The organism is Pedobacter sp. AW31-3R (assembly GCF_052180285.1).
In the GTDB taxonomy this organism is placed as follows: Bacteria; Bacteroidota; Bacteroidia; order Sphingobacteriales; family Sphingobacteriaceae; genus Pedobacter.
The window spans coordinates 2,011,198-2,038,015 of record NZ_CP197475.1 but is presented as its reverse complement, the minus strand read 5'-3'; the positions used below and the strand labels follow the sequence as shown (position 1 = coordinate 2,038,015).

Below are 26,818 nucleotides of genomic sequence, written 5' to 3'. Positions count from 1 at the left end.
ATCATCATATTCCTTTCCATTTATATAAGTACAACCTGTATTTTTCCAGTCCGCCATACCGCAAGTACCTCCATAGATAGTACCGTAATGATATGTCAAAGTAAAGGAGCGAAAGTTTACCATAGCCATGAGTGTCGGGGATTGGCCAATTGTAACCATCAGGTAATAAAAATTTCCAAATCTAAAGCGGAAAAAATGGGTAGACGGGCGTGTAAAAATTGTTATAACTAACCCGGTAGCTCACACGCAGAGGCTATAAGGAAACACCATCCTCAATTTGGCTACAACTATCCCTGATTTGGCTACAGCTATCGTATTGTTCTTGTAGAATTTTGTCATATAAAAAAACAATTATGCAAGCAAATGAAAAGAAAATAGCACTTGTTTCGGGAGCCAATACGGGTGTAGGTTATGAAGTAGCCAAAGCTCTTGCTGGGCACGGTTATACGGTGTATATCGGTTCGAGAAATCCGGAAAAAGGTGAAACTGCCGCTGCTAAAATCGGTGGACAGGCAAAAGCAATTCAGTTGGATATCACCGATACCAGCTCGATCCATGCGGCAGTAAAGTTGATCGAAAGTGAATTCGGATATCTTAGCTTATTGGTCAATAACGCCGCCATTTCACATGCAGGAAAATCCGGACGTACAATGGAAGAAATCCTGGGGGCGCAACTGCCCAGCATCGCAGTGATAAGTGAGATGCGCACCGTTTGGGATACCAACGTATTTGGGACACTTGCCGTAACCCAGGCCTTTTTGCCATTATTGCGAAAGTCAACAGCCGCCCGCATTGTTACCGTTTCGAGTGCATTGGGTTCCCTTACTTTAAATTCTGATTCTGCAAACCCTTACCGTACGGCATTCGATGCCGTTTATGGTGCATCTAAAACTGCGCTCAATGGTATTTTCCTGTCTTTGGCAATAGAACTGGAAAGCTCCAACATCAAAGTCAATCTGGTCAGCCCGGGTTTTACGGCTACGGCATTAAATAATTTTCAGGGAACAGATACAGTTGAAGAAGGTTCTCTTGAACCCATCAGAGTGGCATTGGCAGAAGACATCCCAACAGGAAGTTTTACAGGGCCTACCAATTTTACAGGGCCGGATAACAGTCTTCCCTGGTAATATGAAGCAGCATAAAAACCTATGGCGATAGCATTGTCATAGGTTTTTTATTTAAATTTAAACGGGAGACTTTAACGACCCGCTACCTGAAAAAAGAAATATACTGATGAAACCATCATAAGCCTACCGCTTACAAACAGCAATGAATAGGTACATGATCGCTTCATCACGTTTAAAAAACAATTATATACCGATGAAAAAAAAAGATGAGAAACTCATCCGGTTTCTGTCTATCACGGAAAGCCATCATGCTTTCGGTTTGCCTAAACCGCAACATCCATTAATAAGCCTGATGCATTTCAATGAAAGCAATCCTTTTAATACGGAAATGGCTCCGATTTATGATGTGCTAAATTTCTATAAAATAACCTTCATTACAAAAAACAGCGGAAGACTGAAATATGGACAGGCTTATTATGATTTTAATGAAGGGAGTATGCTGTTTTTAGCACCCAACCAGTTGGTAGGCACTACAGAGTACAATAAAAACACCTACGCATACATACTACTCATTCATCCAGATTTTTTGTTGGGTTATCCACTGGCACAAAAGATAAAGCAGTATGGTTATTTTGCTTACTCCGTCAACGAAGCCCTGCATTTATCAGAACAGGAAAAAGACATTATTCTTTCTATTTACAACATTATGGGGCAGGAACTCAATAGCCGCGTAGATGAATTTAGCCAGGAAGTAATGATTGCCCAGATAGAATTGCTGTTCAGCTATATCAATCGCTTTTACAAGCGCCAATTCATTACCCGTAAAGCGGTAAATAATGATATTCTTGAAAAAACAGAGGCTATTCTGGATAATTATTACAATAACCAGCAATCTCTGCATCAAGGCATTCCTACAGTGCAATTCCTTTCAGAACAATTAAACCTTTCTCCGGGATACTTAAGCGATTTGCTCCGTTCACTTATCGGGCAGAATGCACAGCAATATATCCACCTCAAACTTGTTGAAAAAGCAAAAGAGAAACTTTCTACGACTGGTTTGTCTATCAGCGAAATCGCCTATGAATTGGGCTTTGAGCATTCGCAAAGTTTCAGCAAGCTGTTTAAAAGCAAGACTAAAATGTCTCCTGTTGAATTCAGGTCTTCCTTCAGCTAAAAAAACTATTCCAACATACTGTTGTTTGAGTTCGTTGATTTTCAGTGATGTCAACAATGCAAAAAGCCACCCCGAAGGCGGCTTCCCTATCAATTTTCGAATATAGTTTTATTTGATTTCGGTTATCCTTAGCGCTATATAAGGTTTCAGCGGCAATCGTATTTTTTGAAGGTCTTTGTCGAACAAACGATAATCATTTTCTTTAGCCGTCTCGAAGACCAATGGAACTTCCTGGATTTTCATTTCCCAGGTATCTATGATCTCTACCTTGAATTTCTTGCCGGCGCTTAGCTTTTTGTAAGAACCATTTTTGGCCGGAAGATTAAAGAACCAGGAATCATTCATCTGTTTACCGAAATAGATGATATAATAACCATCTCCAGCGGTAGCCGTCACATTATCCCTGCCTATATCTGACAATTGCAGGCTGTTTGGACATTCTTCGACAATTTTTCTTATGAACGGCGTCCTTTTCCAGCTCTCTCCCCTGAATGTCCCACCCTTTCCCCAAAATATAATATCCGTTTTATCCTTGAACATATAACACTCGCCATGGGTAACGTATGTTCCAGCGATTACCCCATTCCAAACCAAATGGTTCATTTCTTCAGGACTATACCTTCCCCAACGGGATTTCAGATTTCCTTCATAGCCAACCTCATCGCTGATAATCGGCTTATGGTATATGTTCCTCAAGAGACCAGCAGCACTGGGATTCCCCACGGGTATCTCATCCTGTATGCTGACATGACTAAACTCAGGTTTGAAATAATTGTAATAGGTAGAAGAAGCCCCATGAATAGAACAAAGATGTTTGTATGGGTCTTTCTGCGCCATGGTTTCCGCAAAAAGATCCCAATCCTTAACAGTCTTGCTCTTCAGGTAATCCCATTCGTTGGCCAACGACCACCAAACGTTTTTGTAGGATCCTAAACGGGCCAGCATATACTCAAGGTACCGCACATTGACTTCATTGGGCATCGCATCAAATCCCCACCTTCCCTTATCATAGGGGTGGAAGAGAATAAGGTCAGCCTCGATACCCAAGGCATCCAGATCGGCAACCCTTTTCTCCAAATGTTGGAAGAACGCAGGATTGAACTTTTCAAAATCCCAGATCCTCACTTCATTTCCCTTGGTATCCTTTTCGATCTTTTTCACTTCAAAAGGGTAAAGCTCAGGCTCCTCCCTTACCAAATCATAGTTCTTTGGAAAAACACACATCCGTATCTTATTAAAACCCGCTTTCTTCAAGCTGTTTAAAGTCTCTTCCTGTATGGCTTTGGACATATGAGTCCATGCATAGGCAGTTGTCCCAAAGGGATAGTATGGCTTTCCATCTGCATATCTGAAATCATAGGTATTGGCAACTTTTACCGTCCCATGGTTGCCGGATATCGCTTTGACACATTCAAAAGAACCTTTTTTATTGTGGAGCTTCTCCAGGTTACTTTGAACGGTATAGTTCCAGACTCCCAATTTTGGTGGCATAAAACGAATTTTGAACGTATGATTGCCATCATAGAAACCTTTGATGATATAAGTAGTGTCGGAACTGGAAAATGTAGCCTGCAATTGAACATCGGTAAATGCATTTCCTGAAAACGTTTGGTTGAATGTCATCTCAAACCGTTTCCATTGTTCAACCTTTGACTGACCGAATGTGGTTAAATGAATTATACAAAGGGAAAAAATGATAAAAGCTTTTTTAGCGGTCATGTAACTGATGTTTAGCAACAATAGGGTATGTTTAATCTTAATTGCCTGATAGTGAAACCTGCTTACCGTTAATGGTAACCTGCTGTAGTTTCAGGTCCTTATAGTAATCAATTTTCATAGGTTCCTTAACTCCCCTAATCGTACAATTGACCATTGTGAGATTTTGAACCGGAGATGCTTTATAGGCCTTGATGAACAGACCATACTGACCACCCTTTGCCACATCTAGATTTTCAACCCAAACATTCCTGATCGTTGGTAAAAAATCCCCTGGATTTTCATAAAACATATTACAGGTGACAGCGGCATCCTTGTAGGTACCGACCTTAACATCCATCATAAAAATATTTTCAATAATGCCCCCTCTGGAAGAACTCGTCTTCAGCCGAAGTACCCGATCCAAGTTTGGACTATCCATGATACAGTCTATGGCATAAATATTCCTTGCTCCTCCCGATATTTCACTACCGATAACCACACCACCATGTCCATCCTTCATTTCGCACCGCTCAATGATGTGGTTTTCTGCAGGTCTGCCGATCCTGCGGCCATCCTGATCCCTGCCCGATTTGATCGCGAGACAATCATCACCTGTATCAAAGTAGCAATCCTGGATCAATACATTTTTACAGGACTCAGGATCGCAGCCGTCATTATTGGGGCCGTGGGAAACAATCCTGATCTTTCTGACGATAACGTTTTCACATAGAACCGGATTGAGGAACCACATCGGGGAATTGGTCATCTCTACATCGGAAATCAGAACATTCTCACATTTGTAAAATTGGACCATATTCGGCCGAAGAAAATACCCCTCTCCAAAAACCCTGTCCTTCGGATTTACCTGCTTTTTGTTCAACTCATGCAGCAGATTTCGCCCGGCACGTTGACTGGCTTTTCCTTCACTCCAACCAAACCTGGGACTACCGCACCAACTCCACCAATTGTCCTGATCAGCATTACCATCGATATAGCCCTTACCTGTGATAGCGATATTCTTCTCGCCATAAGCATAGAACAGGGAAGAATAATTCATACACTCCATCCCCTCCCATCTGGTAAACACAATGGGGTAGTCTTTGACATCACGACTGAACAATACCCTGGCACCTTCCTCAAAATGTAGATTTACATGACTCTTAAGGTAAATAGCTCCGGTCAGGTATACACCCTTTGGTACAATTACCCTTCCCCCTCCATCGCGGTTGCACTGCTCGATAGCCTTTTTAAAAGCCTCGGTATTCATGGTTTTTCCGTCACCCAGAGCACCGAAAGCAGTCAACAGATAGTCTTGGTGCTTAAAAATGGGTTCTTTGATGACCTTTCTCAATTGGGCAAGTTCAGCCAAAGGCTCTTTTGACGAACGCCAGACCTTGCCTGGATCTTTAGGCCTAAAGGCAACGAATACCAGGAATGCTAAAAGTGTTGGACCCCATAAGATCCTTGTCGTTTTAAAGGTCAGTCTCATTTGTTCTTGATTCAGATTTTATATTTGGTTATATCAACAGGATCACAATTGTATCATGATTTGATGAAGCATCCAAACCTACCCTTACCAGGAGAAAAAGACTTTTAAAAATTACGCAAAAGCTTTCATTTTTTTAACAACATCTCTTAGTCCGGCATCCCGAAAACAAATACAAAAACCTGTATAACAACACCTTGGGCATTTAAACAAAAATCTATACAATGGAGAACTCATCCTAGATCTGCTTTTTGATATACTCAGTCGGAGCCATGCCATACTTTTCCTTAAAACAAGTACTGAAATACCCCGCACTGTTGAAACCTACTGAATAAGCGATAACGGCAATGTTATGGTCACCTGCATCAAACAGTTGTTTTGCCCGTTTTAAACGCATATCCCTGACAAATTCAACCGGAGTCATATGGGTAAGGGATTTGAACTTCCTGTTAAATGTTGCCCTCCCCAATCCAACGGTATCAGCAAAAGAATCAATACTGAAATCTGCTTTTTCCATTTCATTCTCCACAATCGTTATCACCTCCTTCAAAAATGCCTCATCTTTTGTTGTAATGGTTATTTCACTGGGTGCCAATTCGAAGTTTGTCTTTTGTCTGAGTATAGATTCGAAGATTCGTTTTCTCTGTTTAATAAGACTCTCGATCGAAACCCTCAGGAAATCTGTCTCAAAAGGTTTGGTGATATAAGCATCGGCTCCGTAGTCCAGACCTCTGATCTTATGCGCTATAGTAGACCTGGCAGTCAACAAGATGACCGGAATATGGCTGGTGCTCATTTCATTCCTGATCTTGTCTAACATCTCGATCCCATCCATTTCGGGCATCATGATATCGCTCAATATGATGTCCGGGAGAAATTCTTTAGCTTTCTTCAGGCCTTGCAGGCCATTTTCAGCGGTTATTACCCTGTAGTTATCCGACAGTTGGTTCCAAAGGAATTTTCTTAAGTCATCATTGTCCTCCACAATCAATACCAGTGGATTTTCTAATCCATTTTGGACATCCGTTACATCCGGAAAAAATTCCTGATGTTCAGTTTCGCCGGAATCTACATCCTCGCCGGAGACATGGGTACTGACCACTTCGGGCATCGTTCCAACAAATTCTCCTTTAGGCAGTACCACGGTAACCGTAAGACCATGGTCCGGATTATTTCTTGCTGTTATCCTGCCTTTATGAAGCGCTACATATTCCTTGCACAATGCCAGACCAATACCGGTGCCTTCAAATTGGTTACGGCCCAATCTTTCCTCTTCATAATAAAGCTCGAAAATATCATTCAATTTGGTTTCTTCGACACCAATTCCCTTATCTACGATATCTATCTGGACCGATTGGTACTCCAACTCGAAAATCCGTATCAGGATCTGCTGATGGTCATAGGAAAACTTCAAGGCATTCGATAACAGGTTATAAATGATCACTTCCAATTTTTCCGTGTCTGCCATCATGAAAATCTCAGGCCTTTGAGATTCAACCCTGATCAGTATCCCTTTTTCCCTTGCGAGTTCAGCAAAATAAGCTACGACCTGGTCCATAAACGAAACCAATTCGATAGCCTTTGTATTTACACTGCTTTTTCCGCTTTGAACCTTTCTGAAATCCAGCAGGTAATTGATAAAACGCCCCATACGGGAAGCATTTTTTCTGACGATCTCGATGTATTCCTGTCCTCGTGGACTGAGGTACTCATTTTTATAGATCTCTTCAATAGGGCTTGTGATCAAGGTAAGCGGTGTCCTAAGCTCATGCGAAATATTAGTAAAGAAACTCAACTTCAACTCGGTTACCTGCCGCTCCACTGCGATCCTGTTTTTCAATTTTATGAAGGAGAGTGTGATCCTGCGAATCACTTCCAACACCAGCAACAGCAGGACAAAATAAAGGAAATACGCCCATTTGGTTTTCCAGATCGGAGGATCAATTGTGATGGACAAACGTTTGATAGGCAACATACTGTACAGCTCTGTATTCAGGCATTTTACTTCAAAAATATAATTGCCAGGGGGCAGGTTTGTATAGGTGGCCTTCTGAAGGTTTTTGACGTCATGCCAGTGTTCGTCAAATCCCCTAAGGCGATAGGCATAAGATTGTTTACTGTTAGACCTAAAATCCAAAGTGGTGTAGTCGATGCTGATTGTATTTTCGTTGTAACGAAGCCGTAGAGACTTTGCATAGGCAATGTTATACGGATTAGGGCTCTCGTCTGCATTCAAGTCTGGCTCCTTGTTGTTAACCCGCACGCTGGTCAGCACAAGGTTCGCTTTGATCTGCCTGTCTTTGATGGCATCAGGATAGAATTTCAGGTAGCCTTCTGTACATCCAAATATCAAACTTCCATCCTTTAGCCGCAGGGCAGATTCTTCAGAGAAACCAATCTTCAGTAAGCCGTCATAGGAATTGTAGTTTCTGAATTGTTCTTTTGACAGGTCCAATTTTGAAATTCCATTCTCGGTAGTAAGCCATAGATTATGGTGTCCATCTTCGACTGCGCCCAGGATATAATCGCTGGAGAGTCCATTTCTTTTTGTGAATGTTTTAAATCCAATCTCGCCATTTTTTGCCTCTACTACCTTACCGAGGCCTCCACCTGAGGTCGCTATCCACAGTTGGTTCCGGCTATCCTGGTAAACAAACCTCACATCATTACTGCCCAAAGCAGTACTGTTTCCCGGGACTTTCCTGTAAGATTGGAACTGGTAATGTTCAGGCTTTCGCGCCTGTGGATCACAGATGACCAATCCATTGGTCGTTGCCATCCATATCCTCCCTTTACTGTCTGCGGTAAGACTTCTTATCTTAGGGGAAGAATGGATGGGATAGTCCCGAAGCGTGTTTCTGACACTATTGAATCTGATATGGTCGGCATGGGGATTTTCAATCACCCCCGGGCCATTTCCGTAGGTACCTATCCAAATTCTACCCTGGCGGTCCTCAATGAGGCTATAAATATGATTATGGTGGATACTGTAGTTATCTTTTTCGTCCGTCAGAAATTGCCGGAGTGTATACTTTGTATGCTGTGCATTTAAAGGGGTAGCCTTGAACAGGCCATTGCCCTTCGTTCCAAGCCAGATATTCCCCTTGCGATCCTCTAATATCGTATAGATGAACTGGAGTTTTTCCCTAAAGGTGCCATTGAATGGATCATCCAGTTTTTTCCCGTTTTGCATCAGGACTACATTTCCCGATTTCGATGTAAGCCATACTCTATTTCTGCTATCCCTGTAGATAGCCCGTACCTCATTTAAGGATTTATTTGACCGGTCCTTATCCATAAGATGATACTTGAAGTTTTCGGGCTGGAAGATGATCTTGTGTATCCCCCTATCCTCTGTACTTAACCACAGGACTTTTGCCTGGTCATCCATATAAATAGATGAGACGGTATTTGAAAATTGTTTGCCGGCATGACCAGGTTGATTATAAAAATAGGATAAGGATTCATTTTGCTCATCATAATAGCCAAATCCACCGCCTTTTGTTGCGATCCATAATCTATCATCACGATCTTCAAAAATATTGTAATATTTTGTCGGCTGCATGACATCCCTTTTCTGAAGGAAATCTTTAAAAGATTTGCTCCATGGGCTGAATCTTATTACACCCTGGTTTTCAGGCTCCAGCCATACCATCCCCCTTTTATCTTCGAATATTGAATAAAGCGCCTTTCCATAAAAAAACCTTTTCGTTTCGTTTAAGGAGGGCGAAACCTGGATCAATTCGCCGCTTGAGGTAGTTAAATAGCTCTTTTGTTTTAACTTAGAGCAGTACATGGCGTTGATCCTCCCGGCGGACATCCTTTTCAATCCAAAACGTTGCGAGCGTTTGTCGAGAGTGGCTATTTCGCCTGAATGGAAGCCAAACCATATGCAATCAGTACCTTCAAGGAAACAGACCGCTTCCTTTTTTTTAAATAACCGGTAAGTTTTATAGAGGAGGCTATCCTGATCATTCTTTTTCAGAAGATATAATGCGGTTTTGGCCCCTATCCAAACATTTCCGTTCAGATCTTCCTGCAAAAAATTAATCTTACCCTCCGCAGGTGAGACCATATCCTTGTTAACCTGATAGTTTACAATTCTCGGAATGGCCCCATCATCCTGTTGAACAAGGAATACACCGCGACCATCAGTCGTCAGCCAAATATTCCCGCTCCTGGTCAGGATAATTTTTTCGAAATTGATACTTTCATCTTTGATGATTTCAGCAACCGACAAAAAACGCTCTGTCTTCTTATTGAAACGGTAGATTTGGTTATCATAGGCCTTCAACCATAGGTTACCCTGATGGTCTTCTACGATCTGATCTATCCTGTTGTTGTTCAGCGTTGTTCTGTCGCCGGCATTTCCCTTATAGGTTACAAAATTTACACCGTCATATCTGTTTATCCCGTCCCAGGTTCCAAACCACATGAAGCCATCCTTATCTTTGATCATGGTCATGACACCATCATGGGATAAGCCATTTTCTGTAGTCAGGTGTTCAATCTTGCATTTTATATCCTCCTGTCCCTTCGCCAGCCACGAACACCAGGGGCAAAAAAGAAACATGCATAAGAGAAACAGCTTAGGTACAACTTTGATGGGCATCAGGAAAGATAAGTTAAACTGTTAAAAATAGCAATTTTGTTTGTGCCTCCTTATCCATGATGCAACTAAATATGTGCGCAGCAGCTAGGGGCGCCCCCATCTTCCGGTAAACTAGGCAATCACGGCTAGGCTGCAAAGGCAGTGGGAGGTATTATAAAATTTTCTATTTTTGCATCTTCTATCCTATAATTGATAGTTCATCCACATGGTTAATTTAGAATGGTACAGGACTTTTAAGGCAATTTATAAAAGTGGAACACTTACGGGGGCAGCGGAAGCACTGTTCATTTCTCAACCTGGTGTAAGCTTACACCTAAGTTCACTGGAAAGTTATGTAGGGTACAAGTTATTTGACCGCACAGGCCGTAAAATGGTACCTACAGAAAGGGGCAAGGTCTTTTACAATTTCATCATCGAAGCCCTGGGCAAGCTGGAGGATGCGGAAAAGAATTTCCAGAAGAGCAATGAGAAGCATACCCCTACCATTAGTGTCGGCATGTGTTTTGAGACCTTCCAGATCACGCTCGAACCTTATGTGTCTACACTTCCGTTTAACCTCATCATCCAGTTTGGAGAATATCCTGAGATGCTGGGAAATCTGGAGAAGGGTATTCTTGACCTCATCATTACTCCACAGAGGGGAACGGCTGCAACTATTGAACATGAGGCATTTTCATCTGAAAGGATTGTTCTTATAGGGGGCAGCAAGGTCAACCAGGATGAATTTGATGCATTGCTTAAAACAGGTAAACCCAATGGCCTGCTGGATTGGTTTTCTACACATAAATGGTATGGAACCACCGGAGATATGGAGCATCTCAGGAAATTCTGGCAGCTGAACTTCAACAAGTATCCTGATTTCCGGCCGAACTATATTGTTCCAAATCTGAATTCCATTGTACGCTGCCTGAGTGGCGGAAATGGCCTCGCCATTATTCCCAGTCATATCGGAAAAAAGGAAATTGATGCGGAACAGGTAAAGGTCATCTGGGAAGGCAACCCCCTCCTGGAAAATACCCTATATTTTGCAACGCGGAAAAACACCTTGTATGCTGAGGAAATTGCCCGTATCAAAGAGCTCATCCGCCAGGTGATGTAATAGCATCACTTCTAAAACCCGGGTCAACTATCACATAAATAATAGATAACTATGATTCATACTATTATAATAGTAGCCCCAAAGGCCATAATTTTGTACTGTAATTAAAAAACACCTGATAGCCCGAACTGTAAATAATAGCAGGGGACTGCAGGATAAACATACAAAATAATGAAGCACATATTTATCATCAATGGAGGCCAGAAATTCGGACATTCCGGGGGCCGATTCAATGAAACCATAACAGATACGACCATTGACTTTTTCCGGAGCCATCCCGGTTTTGAAGTAAGGATGACCAATGTAAATGACGACTATGATCCGCAGCAGGAGGTAGACAATTATGTATGGGCAGATGTGGTGATTTACCATACGCCGATCTGGTGGTTTCAGCTGCCCCATGGTTTCAAGAAATATATCGATGTGGTATTTACCCAGGGCCATGCCAATGGAATCTACCACAGTGACGGACGACGTTCCGCAAATCCGACAAGAAACTACGGTACTGGTGGGATGTTGCTTGACAAGAAATACATGGTAACAACCTCATGGAATGCCCCTGAAGAAGCATTTACCATTCCCGGAGAATTCTTTATGGAAAAATCGGTAGATGAGGGAGCACTGTTCGGCTTCCACCGCATGAATGCCTTCACAGGGATGAAGCCACTGGAAAGTATCCATTTTCATGATATTGAAAAGAATGCAGATGTTCCCCGTGACATGAAAAGGTATACGGCACATCTGGAAAAAACATTCATTTATTCATCGGTTAAGGAATTCCAGGTCTAATCTTTAGCAATGAAAAGCGGCATCTCTGCCATGCCGCCTGCTATACCTTTTTAATGGTAAAATAAAATGTACTTCCCTTACCCACCGTACTGTCTACCCATATTTTACCTTTATGCTTCTCAACAAATTCCCTGCACAAGTCCAGTCCAAGTCCGGTACCCTTCTCACCTGAAGTACCATAGATTGTATAGTTGAAACTTTTCTCGAATAAAACATTGACGATAGCAGGGGAAATCCCAATCCCGGTATCAGTCACGGAAAAAATAACATCGTCTTTACGTGACTTTGCCGTTATCTCTACCCGTCCGCCCCTGCCTGTAAATTTAATGGCATTGGAAACAATATTCCTGATGATGGCATCGAGCATATCTTTGTCAGCGATCAGAACAATTCCAGGATCGATGTGCTGTGTCAGTTTAATCCCTTTGGCTTCAGCAATAGGAACCAGCCTTGTGATACCGGTATAGATATGTCCTTTAAGGTCTTCAATACATACAGGATTAAAAATCACTGAACCAAACTGACTTGCCGCCCAGCTCAGTAAATCCTCCAACAATTCATTTGTATTGTCCAGTCCCACCCTGATTTTACTTAAATATTCGATCAGTTCAATCTTAGACGTCTCACTCACATCCATCAGCGCCAGCTCTGCCAGCTTCAGCGAACTGGCAATCGGGGTTTTCAGGTCATGGGCGATCACCGATAATAATTTCTCCTTGTGTTCATTCAGGCCTTTCAGTTCAGTATTTAAGGAAGCCAATTCATTTTCCTGAATTTTACGGAGCGTGATATCACGTATGATCCCCTCAGTGCCCATAAATATCCCATTCTCCATCACCAGTCGGGAATTCACAGAGGCATAAAACAGCTCATTCGTTGAGCTCCTCAATTTCACCTCAAAGTCACTTACCCTCATCTCTTTTTTCAGCACATTCAGGATTTTATCCTTCTCTTCATTCAAATAGTAGAAATCACTGGCAAGTGATCCGATTAGATCTTCACGCTTATAATTATAAAATTCTATGGAGGGACTTAATTCAATGATGACCCCATCTTTATCCGTCCGGTAATAAACATCCTGTATGTTTTCAAAAATCTTACGGTATTTGTCCTCACTCAATGCCAGCGCACGCTCTGCCTGTTTAATATGGGTAATGTCCACAATAACCAGGCTATTCAACCGCGTTCCATCGATATCTGTAAAAAAAGCACCTGAAATCTCACAGGGAAAGATTTCACCGTTCTTACGGATAGCAGTGATTTCGTCTTTGGCCTTTCCATCTTTTTCCCTGCGTTTAAGAAAACGGGACAAGTTTGGATGGTTGATGTCGAATATATCATACCTTGATAGTTTCCTGATTTCTTCCAGGGTATAGCCAAACATCTTTAAGGCGGCCTGGTTGGCATCCAATACAAATCCGCCGGGAAAGGTTAACAATACGCCATAGAGGGAGTTCTCAATGACAGAGCGGTATTTAATCTCACTGTTGATAAGTTGAATCCGTTGAAGTTTCTGTATCTGAATATCCTGCAGGGTTCCGAATAAACGGAGACAACGTCCTTCCTTAAATTCAGCACTGCCCTTGGCCCTCACCCACATTTCATTTCCCTTGAAAGTAACCAGTTGCAGCTCCACCATAAAAGGTTCACCGGTTTCTACGGTATGGTTAAAATTCCTAAGCAGCTCTTCCCTACAGAATCCCTCTTTATAAAAGTTGATGGCCGCCTGAAATTCTGGTTCATAATCGTCGGGAACCTCGTGTATCTGCCTCGTAACAACTGACCAGAAGAGTTTATTCGTCACAAAATCCACCTCCCATACCCCTACTCCAGCCATTTCATTGGCTTTTTCATACAGATCCAGCGACTTTTTAAGTGTCAGCTCATCTTTTCGATATTCGGGATGGTGTTCCATGTTACAATACTTTGTAATATTTTGCAGCAGGTGTGATCCATCTCATCAGACGGAGTCTGCAACATTGAATTTAAATATTTCTTCGCTTATTTCTCAAATGTCTCCTGTATTTTTTTTAGCTGGATGATGATGTTTTTTAGTTTTTCTGGAGACTTCCCATATTCAAAAGTTACCCTTTTTTTCTTATTTCCTGCTGTCACCTCTAACCATTCCGCCCCACCGTCGGCACAATCAGGGCAACCAATGGTTTCCTTCAACTCAGCAAAGGACTGGCGATCCAAATCTTTAAGCAGTGATTCATATTTTTCTTTCGGAAGTACCCTGACTACCTTCACTGTCCCTGGATTTTCACCGTTTGCCCACTGGCTATAAACCACCTCAGCAGGACCAACGGTAATTTCCTTATTGCAGATTCCACGGCAATGTCCAAAACTGGTTCCCCGGGAAATGGTTAGCACCTTGCTTTCAGGAGATACTGTTTTACAACTATATACGGTAAGAAGTAAAATAAAGAAGATAAAAATCTTCAAATATTTTTTCTGAAAATCAGTCATACATTTATTTTTGGTTACCTTGAAGCTTATGGAATAACATAAGTAAACATTATTTCCCGTACTGTGTTAAATATTAACAAAAATATTCTTTCCACACCCCTTTACTCAAAACGCTTTCAATATAACAATAAAATTCAAAAATAAATTTCGTAAACCATACCTTTGGATATGAGTTATACCACAACAAGATTCGAGGTTGAATACAAGGGGCAAACTGTCCCGGTAACCATACATACGGTTACTGAGGGAGAGGAGACCAACCATATTGTCTCCCTAGAAGACCATGAAAATTTTGAAATCCAGACAGACCAAGACAATCAATGGAAACCTGTAGGCAAGACCGAGGTGAACAGTAATTTACTGGGCCTGATAATTGATCATTATAAAATGCTGCAAGCTTAATATTATTCCTAGCTTTGCAACCCATTAAAATAATAACATGGCAGTATTACACAGAAAAGAAGAAAAGATAGCAATTGTATTGAGTAAACTTCCGGAAGAATATACAGATAAGGAATTTGTAGAGATGTTCATTAAACTTTATTCCAAGGAATGGGGTAAGATTAAGGCAAATTACCTGAAACATTCGCAGGATAAATTAGAAGGTGCAGTTATTGTCATGCCTAAGCCGGAGATCTACCTGAAGAATATATTGACGGTATATCTGGATCAGCAAAAATAGAACTGCACATGATCCGATTTCTTCAGGTCATCACCGTTCGGCTAATGCCCGGTTAGGAAACCGGGCTAAGAAAATCAGTTCTTTACCTCTTCCGCTTTATAAATCCATAAATTCCCATGCACTTTTATACGCATCAACTTCCTCCGTATAGCTGACAAAACCAGCGTAAAAGGGTAATCTGGATAAAGTCGCACTATCCCCTATAACAACCAGTTTCTTCCTCGCCCTTGTCATTGCAACATTCATACGCCTGATATCTGACAGAAAGCCTATAATCCCTTCCGGATTACTCCGGGTCATACTGATATAAATCACATCACGCTCCTGCCCCTGGAAACTATCGATGGTATTCACGGTAATTTTTGAGGCATAGGGCTGTAATTCAGGATTGTTCAGCAACAGGTCCCGGATCACGAGAATCTGCTGGGAATAAGGAGAGATCACGCCGATGGAAGGAAAATCATCTGCTGTATAATGGCTATTCAGCTCGGTACACAGCTGCGCAAGGTGTTTCAACAGAAGAGAGGCCTCCTCAGGATTTGTGGTACTTGTTCCTTCTGCTTTCTCCTCATAACCTGTCCCTGCCGTATCAATGAAATCCAGTGCCGTATCTCCCGAAAAAAGCAAATGTCCGGCTACCGTACCATGCGCTTTTAACTGGTCCCCATAAAACACCCTTGAAGAATACCGCATGATCTTTTCATTCATCCGGTATTGTTCTTCCAGCAAGGTTACACTTTCCGGATGCAGCTGCACACATTTTTCAAGCAATGTGGTACTTAAGCCCATCCTGGCAGCTTCATTCGACTTAATTGTTGGTGATAACTGACAATGGTCCCCTGCAAAAACAACCTTATCCGATTTCATCAGTGGAATCCAGCAGGCGGGTTCCAGGGCTTGCCCGGCCTCATCTATCACTACCGTACCGAATTTACGGTTACGTATCGTATAATGGTTGGCGCCCACCAGTGTCGCGGCAATGACCTGTGTTTTATTCAGCAGGTCGTCCATCATGTACTGTTCAATCTGTTCAACTTCCCTGCTTATTTTCCTTGCCTCATTAAAAAGTGCCTTACGTTGTTCCTGTTCTGCTTTACCAAAATTACGCTTGTATTTATGCGCCATATTTTTGTATTCGCTGGCTTGCTTCTTCAGGGATTTTACTTGTTTCATCTCCTGGTGTGACGCCAGTTGGTGGTCAAGCGTGAGTGACATCAATGCTGCCGATACCCGCGCAGGATTACCTATACGCACTACACTTAAGCTTTCAGCTGCCAGCTTTTCACTCAAAAGATCCACAGCGGTATTACTTGGGGCTACGACAAGGATCTGTTGATGATCCTGCTTCAGCAGCGCTTTTATCGCCTGTACAAGGGTAGTCGTTTTGCCGGTACCAGGAGGGCCATGGACAATAGCAAGTTCATTTGCCGACAGAATCTGGTTGACGGCCTGCTGCTGCCGGATATTTAATTCCGGATGCTGGAAGGTATAAGGCAAAAGCCTGAAGCCCGGAGAGGCTATGCCGGTGAGTATTTTTGTTAACCGTCCTTCTTCATTTTTATCAGTTAGCACTGAGGCCGTTTGGAGTGCAGACTGCATTTCATCATAACTATTGTTATCAAAAAGCAAATCTATGCCCAATTTACCATCTGATGCCCAATCCGGCAGTTCATCACTGCGCAGCGTGACTTTCATGCGGTTACCGCTGATATAGCCTATAATACCTTCAAGCCTGTCATTTTTCGGATCATGGTTAGAGAACAAGACCACCGATGCCCCAAAACGAAACTGATGGGAAAGATCGTGGTGGGTAGTACGTTCCATCTCTACACTAAGGTAGTCCCCCCTGCTCATTTCCGTTCCACGGATGGCAATAGGATACCAGCTGAGTCCATTTTCCCGCCGCTCCGTCACAGAAGAAGTTCCCGTCAGGCGAAGATAAGCCCTTAGGTCTTCTTCACGCTCAATTGTCAGCAATTCGAGCTGCTTTTTAAAATACTCCATTTCAGCAAAGGTAATACCCTTATCGGATTAGATACAAACATACTGTTCCCGGCAGGCAGCGGAAAGACCTGTAACTCCTGCGGAAAATCAGATTAAATCATTATCGATCAGGTAGTTTCTGGCCTCCTCAAAATTGAGGAATATTTTATCCGCAGCCGCCAGTTTCCCGTGGTCATCTGTATTTGCCTGAATAGCATAACAGGTTAAACCAGCAGCCTTGGCAGCACGTAAACCGTTCAGGGTATCTTCAAACACCAGACATTCTTCTTTTGCCAGGCCCAGATTCGCCACCGCAAGATTATAGGATTCGGGATCCGGCTTGCTATGGGTCACATCACTTCTGGTCACCAGGAAATTGAAATATTTTTCCAGTCCGTTTTTATGAAACATTTCATTCACATCTGGTCTTTTACTGGCGGTTACCAATACCATATCCAGTCCCTTGCTAAAAAAGTAATCCATGCTTTCCTGGACAAAAGGCATCAGGCCGATTTCGCTGGTTTTTAACCTTTCTACAGTAAGGTCTTCTTTAAGCGCAATCAATTCTTCAAGAGGCGTGGCTATTTCATAAAGACCTTTCAGCCTGCTTGCGTTGCCTGGAAGGGGAATTCCTGCATAATTTTTAAGAAAGTCGTCGTATTCCAGTTTTACGCCCGAGTGGGCAAGTAATTCGTTCCAGGTATTAAAATGAAAATGCTCTGAATCAACAAGTGTTCCATCCAGATCAAAAAGGAGTGCTTTAAATTTTGACATATAAACAAATCTAAAACTATTTAGCATGTTTAAACAATTAGTTTCAAATGTTTGCTTTCCCATGATGAAACAGGAACAGCGAAATTTAACACCTTTCATCCATGCATGGGCCATACATAAAAAAAGGAAATATCAGCTCCATGGCTGTATTTCCTTTACCAGTTTGACCAGATGATTTAACTAATGTCCGACTACGCGATAAGTAACCGTAGTCCCGTCAACCACCTCTTCATAATAGACATGATCGGGAGAAACAAAATACCTTTCTCCTTTCAGCACCACTTCATTACTGCCCTCAGGAAGCTCGGTCACCACGTCACCGATTTCCGGGATACCTTCCGCATCTGCATCGGTATTCAACACCCCATCTTTTCCTGCTACCGTATACACCGTTTTGCCTTCAGCATTCTGAACTGCGGTATAATAAACACCTTTATATTCAAAGAAAGTCTGTCCATTGATCACAATTTCCCTGGCGTCTCCAGGCAGCTCTTTAATTTCAGCGCCAACAGGTGGATCAACTACTTTATATTGGTTATCATACTGCCTGTAAAACAAGCCGCCTGAATAATAAAACTGATCTGCCCCGAACATAAATGGATAATAACCAAATGGCAATACATTAAAGCTGAAGCCAAGGTAAGGCCTGTAGTAATTGTAATACCCATAATTCGGCCTTCCATAAAATCCATAATAGGATCTCCTGTAACCTGGCCGGTAATATCCCGGTCTTCCGTACCCAGGCCTTCCGTATCCGGGGCGACCATATCCAGGTCTGCCATATGCAGATCTGTTATTACCCGGTCTTCCATAACGCCCAGCTATCCTGTCGTTTCCCCTTCCACTATAACCACTGCCCCGGCCGACATTTCCATTGCCCCGGGTAATGTTCCCACTACTCCGGTTTATACCGCTGCTGCTCCTATTGATACTGCCTGTACTCCGGCCAATGCTTCCGCTGCTCCTACCCACACTTCCTCCAGACCTGCCTATGCTTGCTCCGGCTCCTCTGCTGCCACTGTTTCCTCCCCCTCTGCTTCCCCCACCTCTCTGTGCAAAGACACTTTCTGAAGTTAACCCCGCGACAATCACAAATGAAGCCGCAATAATTAACGATTTATACTTTAATGCTTTCATAGTTATAAATATCAAATTCGGGGATATGACTTTCCCTTCACCAGAAAGATTAGTAAGTCCAGCCAGATTCCCTATAAGGTGACATAAAGATGATATTCAATCCCCTCATTCCAAAATTAATTATAATTACACAGGAAAAAAGAGCAAAATATAAGCACAGCGCTTTTATTAACACTGAATCAACAAGGATTAAAATGGGTGAAGCGATTTAAATGGTGGTCATTTAAAATGTCCGCGAAGCATCAGAATCGCATATCTGATTTTAGATTTTACCGACCCAAGGGGCATCTGCAATTGGTCGGAAACCTCGAGCTGGGTATATCCCTGGAAATAAACCAGGTCAACAATCTGCTTCTGTGCCTGTGGCAACACATTGATCAATTCCCTTAACCCGATGGTATCAATATTGTAAAACACCGGATTATGTTTTTCGACATGGTAGGTAGCGATTTCAATTTCGGTAGTCTTTAAACACTTCGCGCAGGCTTGTCCCCTGACATAGTCAATTGCCGTATTACGGGCAACTTTTGCCATCCAGGTAAAGAGTTTCCCTTTATCCGGATCATACTTATGAATTGATTTCCATATTTTTACAAAACTCTCCTGCAACACATCTTCGGCAATATCATCGAATTTAATCACCTTTAGGATAATTCCTAAAAGTGAAGGAGCGTACATTTTGTATAATTTATACAAACAAGCATTATTCCCAGCTTTAATTTCCTGAACCAGTTCCCGCTCTGATTGATGATGATGCATTGACACTACATTTTCATTCATGTCAATCTGAGGCATATCGGCATATAGTGTGACCATAAAGTAATTATTAATTAAAACCAATGCAACAAAAATATAATAGAATTAAATAATTAATGTTCCTTACAGCCATTCATTCCGTTCATTTTAATTTTCACAACAATCCAATCTTTGATAAAAACGAAATTATCTGCCTTCACCAACTTAAAAACAGCCACCATGACCACAAAGGCCAGGGTTCATTATAATATGGCAAAACATTAACTTTCTTCCCGAAAGATGATATTATCTTCGTTTTATGGAAAATCTGAGTATCAAAAAATATAAAAATGAATTTACCGCTGCATTTGACGGGGATGAGAGCGGACTGCTGAATCCACGTCAAACACCCGGATTTCTATATGCCAAAACAATGCCTACCCCCGTAAAGAAACCAGAACTCCTTGGCTGGTCGGAAGACCTGGCATCCGAACTGGAAATCAACACCCCTCTGGAGGATGACCTGAATATATTAGGTGGAAACCTGGTTACCCCATCCATGTATCCTTACGCAGCCTGTTATGCAGGCCACCAATTTGGGAACTGGGCGGGCCAGCTGGGAGACGGACGGGCCATTACCCTTGGAGAGTGGGAAAACAGCAAAGGACAGACTTATGAATTGCAACTGAAAGGAGCCGGACCAACACCGTATTCACGCAGGGGCGATGGCAGGGCCGTACTGAGGTCCTCTATGAGGGAATACCTGATGAGTGAAGCCATGTTCTATCTGGGCGTACCCACAACCCGGGCATTGGCGCTGGTGAGCACTGGTGACCAGGTATTGCGTGATTTATTCTATAATGGAAATGCGGCATATGAACCTGGTGCAATTGTCATGCGTGCCGCTCCCAGTTTTTTACGCTTCGGCAATTTTGAGATGCTTGCGGCAAGACAGGATGAAAAGAACCTGCAGAAACTTACCGACTGGACCATTGCTCAGTTTTATCCGCATATCACAGGAGCGCATAAGGTTATACAGTGGTATAAAGAAGTGGTAGAAAAAACAGCCACTTTAATGGTGGAATGGATCAGGGTAGGTTTTGTACATGGAGTGATGAACACTGATAACATGTCTGTCCTTGGACTAACGATTGATTACGGACCATTCTCCTTTCTGGATGCCTACGATCCCGATTTCACCCCCAATACGACAGATTTACCGGGCAGGCGATATGCTTTCGGAAAGCAGCACACCGTTGCCTACTGGAATCTGGGCTGTCTGGCCAGTGCAATAGCCCCTCTACTGGACAGTACGGAAGAATTGGTAGCAGAACTGGAAGCTTATGAGCATATATACTTTGACAAGTACTATACCATGATGGGCAATAAGCTTGGTCTGGATAAGGTGAGGCAGCCAGACAGGAATCTGGTTGACCTCTTTGAACAGACCCTTGCACAGGTCAAACCAGATATGACCATCTTCTTCCAGTTGTTGACCGACCTTCCGGAAACAATGATCCACGCAGGTAAAAACCTTGCCGGGGAAGATATTCTGCTTCATTTTAAACCCTGCTTTTATGCAGAAAACTCAGCCGTAGCAGCGGATGCCTTCTGTAACTTGATTCAGATTTATATCCAGCGGATCACTGCAGATCATATCATCAATCCAGCAGGCCGCCTGTTGCGGATGCGTGCAGCCAATCCCAGGTTTATCCTGAGAAATTATTTATTGCACATGGCCATTACCGACATGGAAAAAGGTGACCCACAATTGTTCCTGAAATTAAAGGAAGCCCTTAAAACTCCTTATTCTTCAGCCCACGATGAATTTTTCAAACTGAGACCCGAATGGGCAAATGAGCAACCTGGAAGTTCTACGCTCTCCTGCAGCTCATAAAATAGAAAAGAGGCCCTCGGGCCTCTTTTCTATTTTATGCGTATGTTGAGTACTTAACAGGATCAGAGAAAGATTAACTCATTTTTAATTTCTTCTGGATATCTGTAACGTACCCTTTAAACTTCTTATCGGTATCAATCAGGTCCTCTACCGTCTGGCAGGCATATATCACAGTAGAGTGGTCGCGGCCACCATAAAATGCACCAATTCCTTTCAGGGAAGTTTTGGTCAGACTTTTAGATAAGTACATAGAAATCTGTCTGGCCTGAACAATTTCACGTTTACGTGTAGGGGATTTAAGCATCTCCACAGGCACTTCAAAATATTCGCAAACCAATTTCTGGATATAATCCATTGAAATTTCCTTTGTGGTATTTTTAATAAAATTCTTCAGCATAGACTTGGCCAGCGGAAGATCGATATCTTTTTTGTTCAGTGTAGACTGTGCCAGTAGAGAAACCATGGCCCCTTCCAGTTCACGTACATTGTTATCGATATGCTGAGCTACATATTCCACCACTTCTGTTGGAAGCTCAATTCCGTCTCCATACATTTTCTTCCTTAGGATCGCAATTCTGGTCTCCAGGTCAGGAATCTGCAGGTCGGCCGAAAGCCCCCATTTAAAACGGCTCAGCAAACGTTCCTCCAGACCTGAAAGGTCTTTCGGAGCTTTATCTGAAGTGATAATAATCTGTTTACCCGACTGGTGCAAGTGGTTGAAGATATGGAAGAAGATATCCTGTGTTTTTTCTTTTCCGGCGAAGTTATGCACATCATCCATAATGATCACATCCATTGCCTGATAGAAATTCACAAAATCATTAATCGTATTATTTTTTAAGGATTCTACAAACTGCTGGCAGAATTTTTCACAGGAAACATAGATCACCAGTTTATCTGGCAAGGCACGTCTGATCTCATTTCCTATAGCCTGCACGAGGTGGGTTTTCCCTAGCCCTACAGGCCCATAAATCATCAGTGGATTGAATGATGTGGCACCAGGTTTAGCTGCCACGGCAAAGCCCGCAGAGCGTGCCAGGCGATTACAGTCGCCTTCCACATAGTTCTCAAATGAATAATTCGAATTCAGCTGCGGATCTACATTTAATTTCTTTAGTCCCGGAATGACAAAAGGATTTTTGATATCCTTATTGATGGCTACCGGAACCGGCATAGTCTGGGATTTCGCTGCCCCACCATTTCCATTTGAAGGAATACTGGTGGTATAGGGTGAGCTGCTACCAGTGGCTTTGTCTACAACAATGTTGTATTCCAGGCGCCCATCCTCTCCCAGCTGTTGTTTTACTGTTTTACGCAAAAGACCAACATAGTGCTCTTCCAGCCACTCATAAAAGAATAAACTGGGCACCTGTACAGTTAAAACACTGCCTTCCAGTTTAAGGGCGGAGATCGGTTCGAACCATGTTTTAAAACTTTGGCCCGGGATATTATCCTTAATAATCTGGAGACAATTATTCCATACTTCAGTACAAGTTTTTTGCATAGTTGTTCTAAAAATTATTGGTATTCAATTAAAAAAAACGACCAACGAGCAGTCGTTTTGGGAGGGCGAAGATCCAAAAAATTACCAACATATTCAGGTAAAATCTCAGCTATTTCTTAAGTCACTCAGCAGCAAATAAATACATATTGAAATACAATCTCCTTTGTGGATAACTATAATTACCAACAAAGGTTATCCACCAAAAAGCCGGACATACACAAAAAGGCATGTCCGGCTCTTACAATTTTATACTAAACCAGGGATCTCCACTTCTTCGTCTACCTCTGCGTCGTAATCAATACCTTCCACATCGAAGCCAAAAAGATTAAGGAAATCTTTTTTGTATCCGTCAAGGTCTCCAATTACAGGCAGCGTATCCGTATCGGCTTCAGGCCATAGGGCAGCGACTTGCGCCTGAACATCTTCACGCATTTCCCAGTCATCCACACGGATTCTTCCCTTCTCATCAGTAGGAATATCATTCCCGGTGTATAAACGCTCAGAGAATAAACGCTGAATCTGCTCTATACATCCTTCATGGAGGCCTTGTGCTTTCATGATTTTATACAGCAATGAAATATACAAAGGGATTACCGGGATAGCTGAGCTCGCCTGGGTAACCAGGGCTTTGTTTACGGAAACATATGCTTTTCCGTTAAGCTCCTTCAGCTTGTCATTTATAGTAAATGCAGTAGCTTCTAAATGGTCTTTAGCGCGACCTATCGTTCCTTTGCGGTAAACCGCCTCGGTTAAAGAAGGGCCGATATAGGAATAAGCAACTGTTGTTGCACCTTCAGCAAGTAAACCTGCTGCTTTCAGGTCATCTATCCAGAAACCCCAGTCCTCACCACCCATGACAGCAACTGTATTTTCAATGTCTTCTTCAGTTGCAGGCTGAATGGCCACTTCAGAAACAACACCGGAATGGAAATCGACTGTTTTGTTGGTATACACCTGTCCGATTGGTTTTAAGGTTGAATTATAAACCACACCGGTTTTCGGATGGGTTCTTCTTGGTGAAGCCAGGCTATAAATAATCAGATCAATCTGTCCCAGGTCAGCTTTGATCAGCTCCATTGTTTTTTGCTTGATTTCATCAGAGAAAGCATCACCATTGATACTTTTAGCATATAAACCAGCCTCATGTGCCTGTGCTTCAAAAGCAGCAGTATTGTACCATCCAGGTGATGCCGTTTTTCCCGGTGCAGGTGGTTTTTCAAAATATACACCTATAGTAGATGCATCTGACCCAAAGGCGCTGGTAATTCTTGAGGCAAGTCCGAATCCTGTTGAAGCTCCAATAACAAGTACTCTTTTAGGACCAGCAATCGATCCTTTTGATTTGACGTAGTTGATTTGATTGACAACGTTTTGCTCGCATCCCTTTGGGTGAGCAGTCAGGCAAATAAAGCCACGTATTCTAGGTGCAATAATCATATAATGGTTTTAATTTGGCCAAAAATAGGCAATTCTTTTTTATTTAATCCTTTACTGGGATTTCCTTTAACACAGAAAGCAAATATCTCCAGAATTTCTGGACAGAAGAAATCTGCACCCGCTCATCCGGGGAATGCGCCCCATGGATTGTCGGGCCGAAGGAAATCATGTCCATACCAGGGAAATGGGCTCCCAAAATGCCACACTCCAGTCCCGCATGACAGGCATTTACATGGGGCTCTTTATCAAAGTTCTCCTGGTACAATTTCACCATAAGCCTTAAAATATCAGAATCCGGATTAGGTTTCCAGCCTGGATAATCACCCTGTTGTACAATACTGCAACCGATATTCGCAAAAGCTGCCGCTACTGCATTGGCCACATCATCTTTGGTACTCTCTACGCTGCTGCGCTGTAAGGACTGTGTGGTAAATTCACCTGCTTTAACCACCACCCTGGCCAGGTTGGTAGAAGCTTCTACGAGGTTATCGATATCCGGGCTCATCCTGAAAACCCCGTTGGGCAGGGTATAGATGGCATTCAGTATTTTTACCAGGTCGGCTTTCCCCATCATTTTTGCGGGCAGTGCCACCTCAGTTAAGGTAATGGAAAGTGAGGGCTCAATGGTTTGGTACTCTTCTTTTAGGACCGCAGTGAAGGTATCAAAAAAAGAGAGCAGTGAAGCTTGCTGTTCTACAGGCAATGCTATGGTTGCTTTCGCTTCCCTTGGAATGGCATTTCTTAAACTTCCACCATCAAGGCTGCACAATTCAATTGCAACAGATTTCAGGGCTCCGTACAGGACGCGGTTGATCAGCTTGTTTGCATTTCCCCGTCCCTTGTGGATATCCATTCCGGAATGTCCGCCAGTCAGGCCTTTCACAGCAATCTCATAGGCCACACTATCCGTTGTCACAGGCTGTTCAGGATAGGTATAAGAAGTATTGGTATCTATTCCACCAGCACAGCCGATGGTCAATTCATCATCTTCTTCTGTATCCAGGTTCAGTAAAATACTGCCGGTAAAATTTGCCGGATCCAGTTGCATTGCACCCGTCATCCCGGTCTCCTCATCGATGGTAAACATCGCTTCCAGTGCTGGGTGTTCAATCGTGGTGGAGGCCAGAAGTCCCATAATTGCGGCAACACCAATCCCATTATCTGCGCCCAGTGTAGTGCCTTTGGCCTTCACCCAGTCGCCCTCAATAAACATGTCTATCCCCTGCCGATCGAAATCAAAGTCAGTATCTCCATTTTTCTGGTGTACCATATCCAGGTGCGACTGCAGTACTACAGTTTTCCTGTTTTCCATCCCTTTAGTAGCCGGTTTTTTAATCACCACATTGCCGATAGGATCTTTCTTTGTTTCCAGTCCCAGTCCATGACCGAAGTCCAGCATAAAGGCAATGACCTGCTCTTCTTTTTTAGAGGCACGGGGGATACTGTTTAGTTGGCTAAAGTTATTCCAAAGCTCCTGAGGAGCTAAATTATTGACTTCCATTAAATAGGTATAAACGGAACCCGCTGTCACAAAATTCCTCGTTAAAAAATAAGCCCCTTCATCCAATAGACCAAAGGAGGCGGACAAAACTAAGAATTATCACCCTTATATTTTGGCAATTGTTTTCCCAAGATACCAAAACAAATAACTAAAAAATGGAGCAGCCAGAATATCAGCTGTATAATGAACATGTTGAACAAGCAACAGCAAGGCAAGGACCACCGCAGCACTGAAAGCGATCCTCTTTTCCAGTTTATTTTCCAGGCAGAATCCCACCAGGAATAAAGTAGCCGTATGTCCTGAGAAAAAAAGGTCCTTCGTAATCACATTGGTTCCGTAAAAGAATATAGAGAAGGGATCATGCAGCTGTACAAGCCCCAAAGGAGCCTCCAGGGGAAGAAGAGAAATCGTGATCATCCTTGCCATACACAGGAAGATATACCCCCATAAGGCAGTAATACACATGGACGATTCGCGGATCATCCGCCATAGGAAAAATCCTGTAAAAGGATATAAGATCAGGAAGATATACAACGAAACATCGTGGGCAGGTAAAACTTTAAGCACCCGGTCATTCAGTAAAACACCACTTCTCTGCTGGATATACACAAAGAAATCAGGTAAAAAATAGAGGATGAGCAGCATGGTAAATACCCCCAGAAAAAATTTCACACGGAATAAAGGATAATCCCAGGCTATCTGCCAGGAGAATGTTTTAGCACGCATTGGTTGATACGGATCAGTTGAATTTTGTTTATTGCAACAAATATAAGG

The 26,818-nt window shown here is 42.7% G+C and carries 20 protein-coding genes; 7 read left to right on the top strand and 13 right to left on the bottom strand.

Annotated elements, in window-relative coordinates; translation table 11 throughout:
* The first annotated feature begins 353 nt into the window (after positions 1 to 353).
* Both ACSBL2_RS08240 and ACSBL2_RS08235 read left to right on the top strand, forming a co-directional pair.
* Positions 354 to 1,127 (top strand): SDR family NAD(P)-dependent oxidoreductase, encoded by a 774-nt coding sequence (locus ACSBL2_RS08240; protein WP_442591207.1) that lies wholly within the window; start codon positions 354 to 356, stop codon positions 1,125 to 1,127.
* A gap of 193 nt (positions 1,128 to 1,320) precedes the next feature.
* Positions 1,321 to 2,241 (top strand): helix-turn-helix domain-containing protein, encoded by a 921-nt coding sequence (locus ACSBL2_RS08235; RefSeq protein ID WP_442591206.1) that lies wholly within the window; start codon positions 1,321 to 1,323, stop codon positions 2,239 to 2,241.
* A 108-nt stretch (positions 2,242 to 2,349) separates the two neighbouring features.
* On the opposite strand, the gene ACSBL2_RS08230 is transcribed toward ACSBL2_RS08235, so the two are convergent.
* The 3 genes from ACSBL2_RS08230 to ACSBL2_RS08220 all read right to left on the bottom strand — a co-directional run bounded on the left by ACSBL2_RS08230 (position 2,350) and on the right by ACSBL2_RS08220 (position 10,037).
* Positions 2,350 to 3,960 (bottom strand): DUF5060 domain-containing protein, encoded by a 1,611-nt coding sequence (locus ACSBL2_RS08230; protein WP_442591205.1) that lies wholly within the window; start codon positions 3,958 to 3,960, stop codon positions 2,350 to 2,352.
* A 37-nt stretch (positions 3,961 to 3,997) separates the two neighbouring features.
* On the bottom strand, positions 3,998 to 5,428 hold the full coding sequence (locus tag ACSBL2_RS08225) for a glycoside hydrolase family 28 protein (RefSeq protein WP_442591204.1): 1,431 nt from the start codon (positions 5,426 to 5,428) through the stop codon (positions 3,998 to 4,000).
* Between the two features lie 235 nt (positions 5,429 to 5,663).
* Positions 5,664 to 10,037, bottom strand: coding sequence for a hybrid sensor histidine kinase/response regulator transcription factor (locus ACSBL2_RS08220; protein WP_442591203.1), 4,374 nt, complete (start codon positions 10,035 to 10,037; stop codon positions 5,664 to 5,666).
* Between the two features lie 205 nt (positions 10,038 to 10,242).
* On the opposite strand from ACSBL2_RS08220, the gene ACSBL2_RS08215 reads away from it, so the two are divergent.
* Positions 10,243 to 11,136, top strand: coding sequence for a LysR family transcriptional regulator (locus ACSBL2_RS08215; protein WP_442591202.1), 894 nt, complete (start codon positions 10,243 to 10,245; stop codon positions 11,134 to 11,136).
* 171 nt (positions 11,137 to 11,307) lie between these two features.
* The gene (locus tag ACSBL2_RS08210; RefSeq protein ID WP_442591201.1) at positions 11,308 to 11,925 is read left to right on the top strand and encodes an NAD(P)H-dependent oxidoreductase; all 618 of its coding nucleotides are present in this window, start codon (positions 11,308 to 11,310) and stop codon (positions 11,923 to 11,925) included.
* 40 nt (positions 11,926 to 11,965) lie between these two features.
* Here the strand turns inward: ACSBL2_RS08210 and ACSBL2_RS08205 are convergent, their stop codons facing one another.
* Both ACSBL2_RS08205 and ACSBL2_RS08200 read right to left on the bottom strand, forming a co-directional pair.
* Complete coding sequence (locus tag ACSBL2_RS08205) at positions 11,966 to 13,840, bottom strand: PAS domain S-box protein (RefSeq protein ID WP_442591200.1); 1,875 nt, start codon at positions 13,838 to 13,840, stop codon at positions 11,966 to 11,968.
* An 86-nt stretch (positions 13,841 to 13,926) separates the two neighbouring features.
* On the bottom strand, positions 13,927 to 14,394 hold the full coding sequence (locus ACSBL2_RS08200) for a hypothetical protein (protein WP_442591199.1): 468 nt from the start codon (positions 14,392 to 14,394) through the stop codon (positions 13,927 to 13,929).
* A 168-nt stretch (positions 14,395 to 14,562) separates the two neighbouring features.
* On the opposite strand from ACSBL2_RS08200, the gene ACSBL2_RS08195 reads away from it, so the two are divergent.
* Both ACSBL2_RS08195 and ACSBL2_RS08190 read left to right on the top strand, forming a co-directional pair.
* Positions 14,563 to 14,796: a hypothetical protein gene (locus tag ACSBL2_RS08195; RefSeq protein ID WP_442591198.1), complete on the top strand. Its 234-nt coding sequence runs from the start codon at positions 14,563 to 14,565 to the stop codon at positions 14,794 to 14,796.
* A gap of 37 nt (positions 14,797 to 14,833) precedes the next feature.
* Entirely contained in the window at positions 14,834 to 15,076 is a 243-nt protein-coding gene (locus ACSBL2_RS08190) for a hypothetical protein (RefSeq protein ID WP_442591197.1), read from the top strand.
* 96 nt (positions 15,077 to 15,172) lie between these two features.
* Here ACSBL2_RS08190 and ACSBL2_RS08185 read toward each other — a convergent pair whose 3' ends face one another.
* The 4 genes from ACSBL2_RS08185 to ACSBL2_RS08170 form a co-directional block, all read right to left on the bottom strand.
* A complete protein-coding gene (locus ACSBL2_RS08185) occupies positions 15,173 to 17,080 on the bottom strand; it encodes an AAA domain-containing protein (protein ID WP_442591196.1) in 1,908 nt (635 codons plus the stop codon).
* Positions 17,081 to 17,167: 87 nt separating this feature from the next.
* Positions 17,168 to 17,833, bottom strand: coding sequence for an HAD family hydrolase (locus ACSBL2_RS08180; RefSeq protein WP_442591195.1), 666 nt, complete (start codon positions 17,831 to 17,833; stop codon positions 17,168 to 17,170).
* A gap of 180 nt (positions 17,834 to 18,013) precedes the next feature.
* Positions 18,014 to 18,970 carry a DUF6515 family protein gene (locus ACSBL2_RS08175; RefSeq protein WP_442591194.1) on the bottom strand — a complete coding sequence of 319 codons (957 nt, stop codon included), beginning with the start codon at positions 18,968 to 18,970 and terminating at the stop codon, positions 18,014 to 18,016.
* A 219-nt stretch (positions 18,971 to 19,189) separates the two neighbouring features.
* On the bottom strand, positions 19,190 to 19,786 hold the full coding sequence (locus ACSBL2_RS08170) for an RNA polymerase sigma factor (protein WP_442591193.1): 597 nt from the start codon (positions 19,784 to 19,786) through the stop codon (positions 19,190 to 19,192).
* Between the two features lie 238 nt (positions 19,787 to 20,024).
* Between ACSBL2_RS08170 and ACSBL2_RS08165 the strand changes: the two genes are divergently transcribed.
* A complete protein-coding gene (locus ACSBL2_RS08165; protein WP_442591192.1) occupies positions 20,025 to 21,602 on the top strand; it encodes a protein adenylyltransferase SelO in 1,578 nt (525 codons plus the stop codon).
* Positions 21,603 to 21,675: 73 nt separating this feature from the next.
* Here the strand turns inward: ACSBL2_RS08165 and dnaA are convergent, their stop codons facing one another.
* The 4 genes from dnaA to ACSBL2_RS08145 form a co-directional block, all read right to left on the bottom strand.
* Entirely contained in the window at positions 21,676 to 23,106 is a 1,431-nt protein-coding gene (gene dnaA, locus ACSBL2_RS08160; protein ID WP_442591191.1) for a chromosomal replication initiator protein DnaA, read from the bottom strand.
* Between the two features lie 246 nt (positions 23,107 to 23,352).
* Complete coding sequence (fabV, locus tag ACSBL2_RS08155; protein ID WP_442591190.1) at positions 23,353 to 24,543, bottom strand: enoyl-ACP reductase FabV; 1,191 nt, start codon at positions 24,541 to 24,543, stop codon at positions 23,353 to 23,355.
* A gap of 43 nt (positions 24,544 to 24,586) precedes the next feature.
* Positions 24,587 to 26,044 carry an aminoacyl-histidine dipeptidase gene (locus tag ACSBL2_RS08150; RefSeq protein WP_442591189.1) on the bottom strand — a complete coding sequence of 486 codons (1,458 nt, stop codon included), beginning with the start codon at positions 26,042 to 26,044 and terminating at the stop codon, positions 24,587 to 24,589.
* Between the two features lie 105 nt (positions 26,045 to 26,149).
* A complete protein-coding gene (locus ACSBL2_RS08145; protein ID WP_442591188.1) occupies positions 26,150 to 26,770 on the bottom strand; it encodes a phosphatase PAP2-related protein in 621 nt (206 codons plus the stop codon).
* Positions 26,771 to 26,818: the final 48 nt, after the last annotated feature.